Origin of the sequence: Pseudomonas fluorescens, from assembly GCF_902497625.1 — a bacterium.
GTDB classification, from domain to species: Bacteria; Pseudomonadota; Gammaproteobacteria; order Pseudomonadales; family Pseudomonadaceae; genus Aquipseudomonas; species Aquipseudomonas fluorescens_BQ.
Genome location: NZ_CABVGX010000038.1, coordinates 47,891 through 54,486, shown reverse-complemented (window position 1 = coordinate 54,486; position 6,596 = coordinate 47,891). Strand labels below are relative to the sequence as shown.

The window sequence follows — 6,596 nt, the reverse complement described above, 5'->3', positions numbered from 1 at the left end:
TCGTTTTACTCGACAGCTCCTACAGGGATTGCGCGCTCTTCCTGTAGGAGTTGTCGAGTGAAACGAGGCTGCGATTTTTTTTTAGCTCAACTTGAATCCACCCATCTGCCGCGCCAGATCATCGGCCAAGCGCTGCAACATCTGACAATCCTCACGACAAGCCCTGACCTCTCCCGCCGTCGCCCGCGCCAGATCGGAAATCCCCTGGACGTTGCGGTTGATCTCTTCCGTGACCGCCGACTGTTCTTCCGTCGCAGTCGCCACCTGATGATTCATGTCGCTGATTCGCTCGACCTGCCCGGTGATCGCGGTCAGCGAGGCGCCGGTACGCTGGCTCGACTCCACGCCGGTACCCGTCGCCGCTTGCCCGGTGTGCATCGACGACACCGCATTCTCCGCGCCTTGCTTGAGGCTGCCGATCATCTGTTGAATCTCGTCGGTGGACGACTGCGTACGGCGTGCAAGCGTGCGCACTTCATCGGCGACCACGGCGAACCCGCGCCCCATGTCCCCGGCGCGTGCCGCTTCGATAGCGGCGTTCAATGCCAGAAGGTTGGTCTGCTCGGAAATCCCGCGGATCACCGCCAGGACTTGATCGATAGACGCCACCTGATTCGCCAACTCGCCCACCGCACTGGCGGCAAGGCCGATCTCGTCGGACATGCTTTCGATATGCCGGATCGAGCCGCTGACCACTTCGCGCGCCTGCATCGCTTCATCGCGGGCGGTTTGCGAAGCGAACGCCGCATTGCCGGCGTTCTGCGCGATTTCCTGCACGGTCAAGCCCATCTCATGAACAGCGGTGGCGACCATATCGGTCATTTCCTGCTGACGCCCGGAACGCTCGGCGGTGTTATCGACCACCTTCGCCACCTGGCTGACTGCTGTGCGCAAACGCTCGCTGGTGGTGAGCACTTCCCCGATCATTTCGCGCTGGCTGTCGAGGAATCGGTTGAAGCCGCGTGCGAGGTCTCCCAACTCATCGGCGCGACTGGAATCTAACCTGTGAGTCAAATCTCCACCACCGCTACCGATGTCTACCAGCGCCGCTGTTACCTGACGGATCGGCCGCACCAGGCCACGGGCCAGTACCACCACCAAGAGAAGACAAACCAGCGCCACTGCCAGGCCGATAAAGCTGCTCATCCACATCGCTTTACGGGCTTCGGCGTAGATCTGCGACTGCGGCACTTCGGCCACCAGGGTCCAGCCGAGGTCACGCAATGGAAGGCTCAACGCCAGAAAGTCTTCGCCATCGCGGATGAAGCTGCTGTTGGTGGCAACTTTTTGACCCATGACGGACTGCGCTGCCGACGCGCCAATTTGCTCTGCGAGCGTGCGTTTACCGCTGAATTGCGATTCCGGATGAACCTGGATCAGACCGTCGGAACGCACGAGATAGACCTTGCCACGCTCACCGAAACTGTAATTGTGGATCAGTTCCGACAGTTCTTTCATGCTCAGGCCCAGCCCGGCAACGCCTACGACCTTGCCCGCCTGTTCAACCTTGAAGTCGATGAAAAGCGCCAATTCTCCGGTGGCGGCATCGTTGTCTATATTAATCGTGCGCGGCTGATTGCTGTCGAGGAAGGTGTAAAACCAGGCGTCTTTGGGGTTGGTACGGCTGAGCGTCCGGTCCTGGCCTTTCTCTGTAAAGTAGTGGTTGGACGCCGCCCCGATGATCAGCGCGGTAAAAGCATTGTGCTCGGCGCGAATGCCTTCCAGGTATTTGACGAACGTCGCGGTCTGGGCACTGCTTTCGCCCTCGGCCAGCCAGTCGCGCACCATGCTATTGCTGGCGATGTCCTTGGCGGCGGTGAGCGGTTGAACGAGGATGCGCTCGATGTCGTTGCGCATCGCTTCGATGCTCGACGGAAGCGCCTGCTCGACCAGATAGCTCTGGGCAAGACGGTTGACCACGAGGGTATAAATGCCAACCACGATCAGAATGCTGACCAGTAGGGCAGTGCCCATACTGAGGATCAACTGCCATTGAATACTGCGTCGCCAGAACTGCATGGATCACCCCCAGAGAGTAAGAGGTGGAAACCCTGCAACAGCCGTGCCGATTGTATACAAAACAATCGGCAATCTTACTTTATGTTGTGCGCAAACCGATCAGGCCTGATTGATCGTCTTGGCGATCACTTCAACCGTGGCGCTGACTTGCTCTTGATAACGGTTGAGTTCCAGCTGGTGCTGCTTTTTCAATTCTATCTGCTGCGAACACAGGTTCATTGCGGCCAGTACCAGCAAACGGTCGCCGATCAGCGTCGGGTATTTGCGCTTGGTGTCGGCCAAAGCGGCTTTCAACATCATGGCGGCGTCCAGCAGGGTTTGCTCTTCCCCGGCCGGCGCCTTGATCGAATAGTCCTCCCCCAGAATAGAGACGACTTTTACCCCTGCGGCGCCGGCACTCATGTGTTGACCGGAGTGGCGCTGACGCGCTCAACCAGTGCCTGAATGCGTGCGGCAGTGGCGCCGTGTTTCTCTTCCTGCTCCATCAGGCTCAGTTGCAGGGTTTCGTTTTCATCCTTGGCCTGAGCCAATTCGGCGTTCAGGCTCTGATTGGTACCGAGCAAGGTCTGGTTCTGTTGCACCAGATCGCTGACCAGCTGTTCCAATTGGCTTAGGGATGCTTCCAACATATTGATTTTCCAGGGATTTCAAAGGGCGCGTACGATAAAGAAAAGTCACCGCAGATGCCAGGCTAATCAGGCGCAAAGCGTTGATTTTGCTGGCGGGTGACGGATTCCGCGAACTTTAAAGACTGTGATTGACCCATCTGGTTCCTGCACTTCGTCGCTCGATCATCAGCAGCGCACCTGTGCGACAAAAGCGCACAGAGCCTCAAGACTTCAGTCGCATGACCGATAAGTCACCCATACGTAAGTCTTCAGCGTCGCACGGATGCGCCCTCTTCGGTAAATACCATGTCCCTTCGTAATATGAACATCGCTCCACGGGCGTTCCTCGGCTTCGCCTTGATTGGGGGTCTGATGCTGGTCCTGGGCGTGTTTGCGCTCAACCAGATGAGCAAAATCCGCGGCGCAGGCGAAGACATCGCTTTGATGAGCGTGCCGAGCATCAAAAGTCTCGATGAATTCACCCAGTTGACGTTGCGTTTACGCGTACTGTCGTACCGCTTGCTGGTCAACCGCGAACCCGACGTGCAACAGAAAACCTTCGAACTGTTTGATATGCGTAACCAGCAGATCAGCGATGCTCAACGGGTGTACGAGCCGCTGATCAATGGCCCGCAGGAACGCGCGGCGTACGATCAATACGTGCAGTTGCTGGCGCAGTATCGCCAGCTCGAAGAGCAGATGAAGACGCTCTCGCGCAATGACCAGGTGGATGAATTGCGCAGCATGCTCAACAGCGAATTGCTGTCGAACTCCGAAGCGGTGAACACCGCGCTGGCCAAGCTGCTCGAAATCAATACACAGCAGATCAACGCCACCGACACCCGTGCGGGCGAGCAGTATTCGACCTCGCTGAATCTGGTGATCACCTTGTTGGTGATCGCTAGCGGCCTGACGCTACTGTTTGCCTGGCTGCTGACTAACAGTATCACCAAGCCGATCGCCAAGGCGTTGAGCGCTGCGGAAGAAATCGCCGAAGGCAATCTGACTCGCCCGATCACCGTGGATGGCGAAGATGAAGCCGGCCGCTTGTTGCTCGCCATGTCGAAGATGCAGGAAAAACTGCGCGATACGCTGCAACGGATCTCCGGCTCGGCCACGCAGCTGGCCTCCGCTGCTGAAGAACTCAACAGTGTCACCGATGAAAGCGCCCGTGGCCTGACTCAGCAGAACAACGAAATCGAGCAGGCTGCTACTGCCGTCAACGAAATGACCAGTGCGGTGGAAGAAGTCGCGCGTAATGCTGTTAGCACTTCCGAAGCTTCGAAGAATGCCACCACCTCCGCCGGTGATGGCCGCGACCTGGTTCAGGAAACCGTCACCGCCATCGAGCGCATGAGCGCCGATGTGCAGAGCACCGCCAGCCTGATCGGCGACCTGGCCAACGAGTCCCGTGATATCGGCAAGGTGCTGGACGTGATTCGTGGCTTGGCAGACCAAACCAATCTGCTCGCGTTGAACGCCGCGATCGAAGCCGCGCGTGCCGGTGAGGCGGGTCGCGGTTTTGCGGTCGTTGCCGATGAGGTGCGGGCATTGGCACACCGCACTCAGCAGTCGACCAGCGAGATCGAACGGATGATCGGCAGCATTCAGAGCGGCACCGAACACGCGGTGGATTCGATGCGCAACAGCACCGAGCGTGCCGAATCGACGCTGAATATCGCGCGCGGCGCAGGGATGTCGCTGGACACGATTAACAGTGCCATCGTCGAGATCAACGAGCGCAATCTGGTGATTGCCAGCGCAGCAGAAGAGCAAGCGCAGGTCGCGCGCGAAGTGGATCGCAATCTGGTTAACATTCGTGACCTGTCAGTGCAGTCAGCGACGGGCGCGAATCAGACCAGTGCTGCAAGTAACGAACTGTCGCGCCTGGCGCTGGACCTGAACAACATGGTTGGGCGATTCAGTCTCTGACAGCGCCTGTGTAGCAGCTGGCGCAGCCTGCGTCCGGCCCGGTATCAGTAACAGCACTCGGACGATTTATCTGAAAAATCCGCGACGCTGGTTGCAAGACTGCTGCGCAGTCGGACGCAGGCTGCGCCAGCTGCTACACGAATAGTCGTGTCACCGATTTGCTGCATAACCTTTTTGACAGCATCACATTTCAACAGGTTAGAATCGCTGGCACGCAGACTGCATGGTCAGTTCGTGCCCGCCCTTTCGGTTTTCTGGAGTAATGCCTTTGAATGCGACGACCATCAACAGCCTGTTCTTGATCGGCGCGTTGCTGGTGGGTGCGAGCATTCTGGTGAGCTCATTGTCCTCGCGCCTCGGCATCCCGATCCTGGTGATTATCCTGGCGGTGGGGATGGCCGCCGGCGTCGATGGCGGCGGGATCATTTTCGATAATTACCCCACGGCTTATCTGGTGGGCAATCTCGCCCTGGCGATCATCCTGCTCGACGGCGGCATGCGTACTCGGGTCTCGAGTTTCCGCGTGGCGTTATGGCCGGCACTGTCACTGGCCACGGTGGGGGTGTTGATCACCACCGGTCTGACCGGCATGGCAGCCGCCTGGCTGTTCGATTTGAACATGATGCAGGGCCTGTTGATTGGCGCCATCGTCGGCTCCACTGATGCGGCGGCGGTGTTCTCGCTGTTGGGCGGCAAGGGCCTGAACGAGCGGGTGTCCGCCAGCCTCGAAATCGAGTCCGGCAGTAATGACCCGATGGCGGTGTTCCTCACCGTTACCCTGATCGACATGCTCGCCAGCGGTGAAACCGGCTTGCACTGGAATTTGCTGGTACATCTGGTGCGCGAGTTCGGCATCGGTGGCGTGATCGGGTTGGGTGGTGGCTGGGTGATGCTGCAACTGGTCAACCGGATCAACCTCGCCACCGGCCTCTATCCAATCCTGTTGATCGCCGGCGGCCTTGTAGTCTTTGCGCTGACCAACGCCCTGCACGGCAGCGGTTTCCTTGCGGTCTACCTGTGCGGTCTGGTTATCGGCAATCGCCCGGTGCGCAGCCGCCACGGCATGCTGCACATGCTCGATGGCATGGCCTGGCTGGCGCAGATCGGCATGTTTCTGGTGCTGGGCTTGCTGGTCACGCCGCATGACTTGCTGCCGATCGCCCTGCCGGCCCTCGGCCTGGCGTTGTGGATGATTCTGTTCGCCCGCCCGCTGTCGGTGATGGTCGGCCTGCTGCCCTTCAAAGCGTTTCACGGTCGCGAAAAGGTGTTCATTGCGTGGGTCGGCCTGCGCGGCGCGGTCCCGATCATTCTGGCGGTGTTCCCGCTGATGGCCGGGCTGCCCAACGCTCAGCTGTATTTCAACCTGGCGTTCTTTATCGTGCTGGTCTCGTTGCTGGTCCAGGGCACCAGCCTGCCTTGGGTGGCGAAACTCCTGAAAGTGACCGTCCCCCCAGAGCCCGCACCGATTTCCCGAGCCGCACTAGAAGTACACGTCACCAGCGAGTGGGAGCTGTTTGTATATCGGCTCGGCGCCGAGAAATGGTGCATCGGTTCGCCACTGCGCGAACTGAAAATGCCGGAAGGCACCCGCATCGCAGCCCTGTTTCGGGGTCAACAACTGCTCCATCCGTCGGGTAGTACGGTGCTCGAAGTCGATGATTTACTATGTGTTATCGGCCATGAGCATAACCTTCCGGCCCTTGGAAAACTGTTCAGCCAGGCTCCGCAAAGGGGCCTGGATTTACGCTTTTTCGGCGACTTCGTACTCGAAGGAGACGCCCAGCTGGCTGCGGTTGCTGCCCTGTACGGGTTGAAGGTCGAAGGCATCGATGCGGACATGTCACTGGCACGCTTCATCGCCCAGAAAGTGGGCGGTGCGCCAGTAGTTGGTGACCAGGTGGAATGGAACAACACCATCTGGACCGTCGCGGTCATGGACGGGAACAAGATCGGCAAAGTGGGCGTCAGATTCCCCGAAGGAAGTCGCCCAGGCCCGGGCTTGTTCCTCTAAACTCCCCACTTCGCCTCGTTTCGATC

At 59.0% G+C, this 6,596-nt stretch carries 5 protein-coding genes and 1 pseudogene; 2 read left to right on the top strand and 4 right to left on the bottom strand.

Annotation, left to right across the window (positions count from 1 at the left end; genetic code table 11):
* Positions 1-81: 81 nt before the first annotated feature.
* The 4 genes and pseudogenes from F8N12_RS28330 to F8N12_RS20770 form a co-directional block, all read right to left on the bottom strand.
* Positions 82-813, bottom strand: coding sequence for a methyl-accepting chemotaxis protein (locus F8N12_RS28330; protein ID WP_412072158.1), 732 nt, complete (start codon positions 811-813; stop codon positions 82-84).
* Between the two features lie 132 nt (positions 814-945).
* Positions 946-1,974 (bottom strand): annotated as a pseudogene (locus F8N12_RS28325) (cache domain-containing protein); the annotation flags it as partial.
* A gap of 144 nt (positions 1,975-2,118) precedes the next feature.
* The gene (locus tag F8N12_RS20775; RefSeq protein ID WP_150582065.1) at positions 2,119-2,421 is read right to left on the bottom strand and encodes a cell division protein ZapA; all 303 of its coding nucleotides are present in this window, start codon (positions 2,419-2,421) and stop codon (positions 2,119-2,121) included.
* The gene (locus F8N12_RS20770) at positions 2,418-2,648 is read right to left on the bottom strand and encodes a hypothetical protein (protein ID WP_150582064.1); all 231 of its coding nucleotides are present in this window, start codon (positions 2,646-2,648) and stop codon (positions 2,418-2,420) included. Before F8N12_RS20770 ends, F8N12_RS20775 begins: the two co-directional genes overlap by 4 nt.
* A 285-nt stretch (positions 2,649-2,933) precedes the next feature.
* Between F8N12_RS20770 and F8N12_RS20765 the strand changes: the two genes are divergently transcribed.
* Both F8N12_RS20765 and F8N12_RS20760 read left to right on the top strand, forming a co-directional pair.
* Positions 2,934-4,559, top strand: a complete 1,626-nt coding sequence (locus tag F8N12_RS20765; protein WP_150582063.1) for a methyl-accepting chemotaxis protein — start codon at positions 2,934-2,936, stop codon at positions 4,557-4,559.
* Positions 4,560-4,827: 268 nt separating this feature from the next.
* Positions 4,828-6,570: a potassium/proton antiporter gene (locus F8N12_RS20760; RefSeq protein WP_150582062.1), complete on the top strand. Its 1,743-nt coding sequence runs from the start codon at positions 4,828-4,830 to the stop codon at positions 6,568-6,570.
* The last annotated feature ends 26 nt before the right edge of the window (positions 6,571-6,596 follow it).

Excerpts from the sequence above, each read along its gene's own strand:
- F8N12_RS28330 (WP_412072158.1), bottom strand. The coding sequence starts at position 813 with ATGGTCGCCACCGCTGTTCATGAGATGGGCTTGACCGTGCAGGAAATC.
- F8N12_RS20765 (WP_150582063.1), top strand. The coding sequence starts at position 2,934 with ATGTCCCTTCGTAATATGAACATCGCTCCACGGGCGTTCCTCGGCTTC.
- F8N12_RS20770 (WP_150582064.1), bottom strand. The coding sequence starts at position 2,648 with ATGTTGGAAGCATCCCTAAGCCAATTGGAACAGCTGGTCAGCGATCTG.
- F8N12_RS20775 (WP_150582065.1), bottom strand. The coding sequence starts at position 2,421 with ATGAGTGCCGGCGCCGCAGGGGTAAAAGTCGTCTCTATTCTGGGGGAG.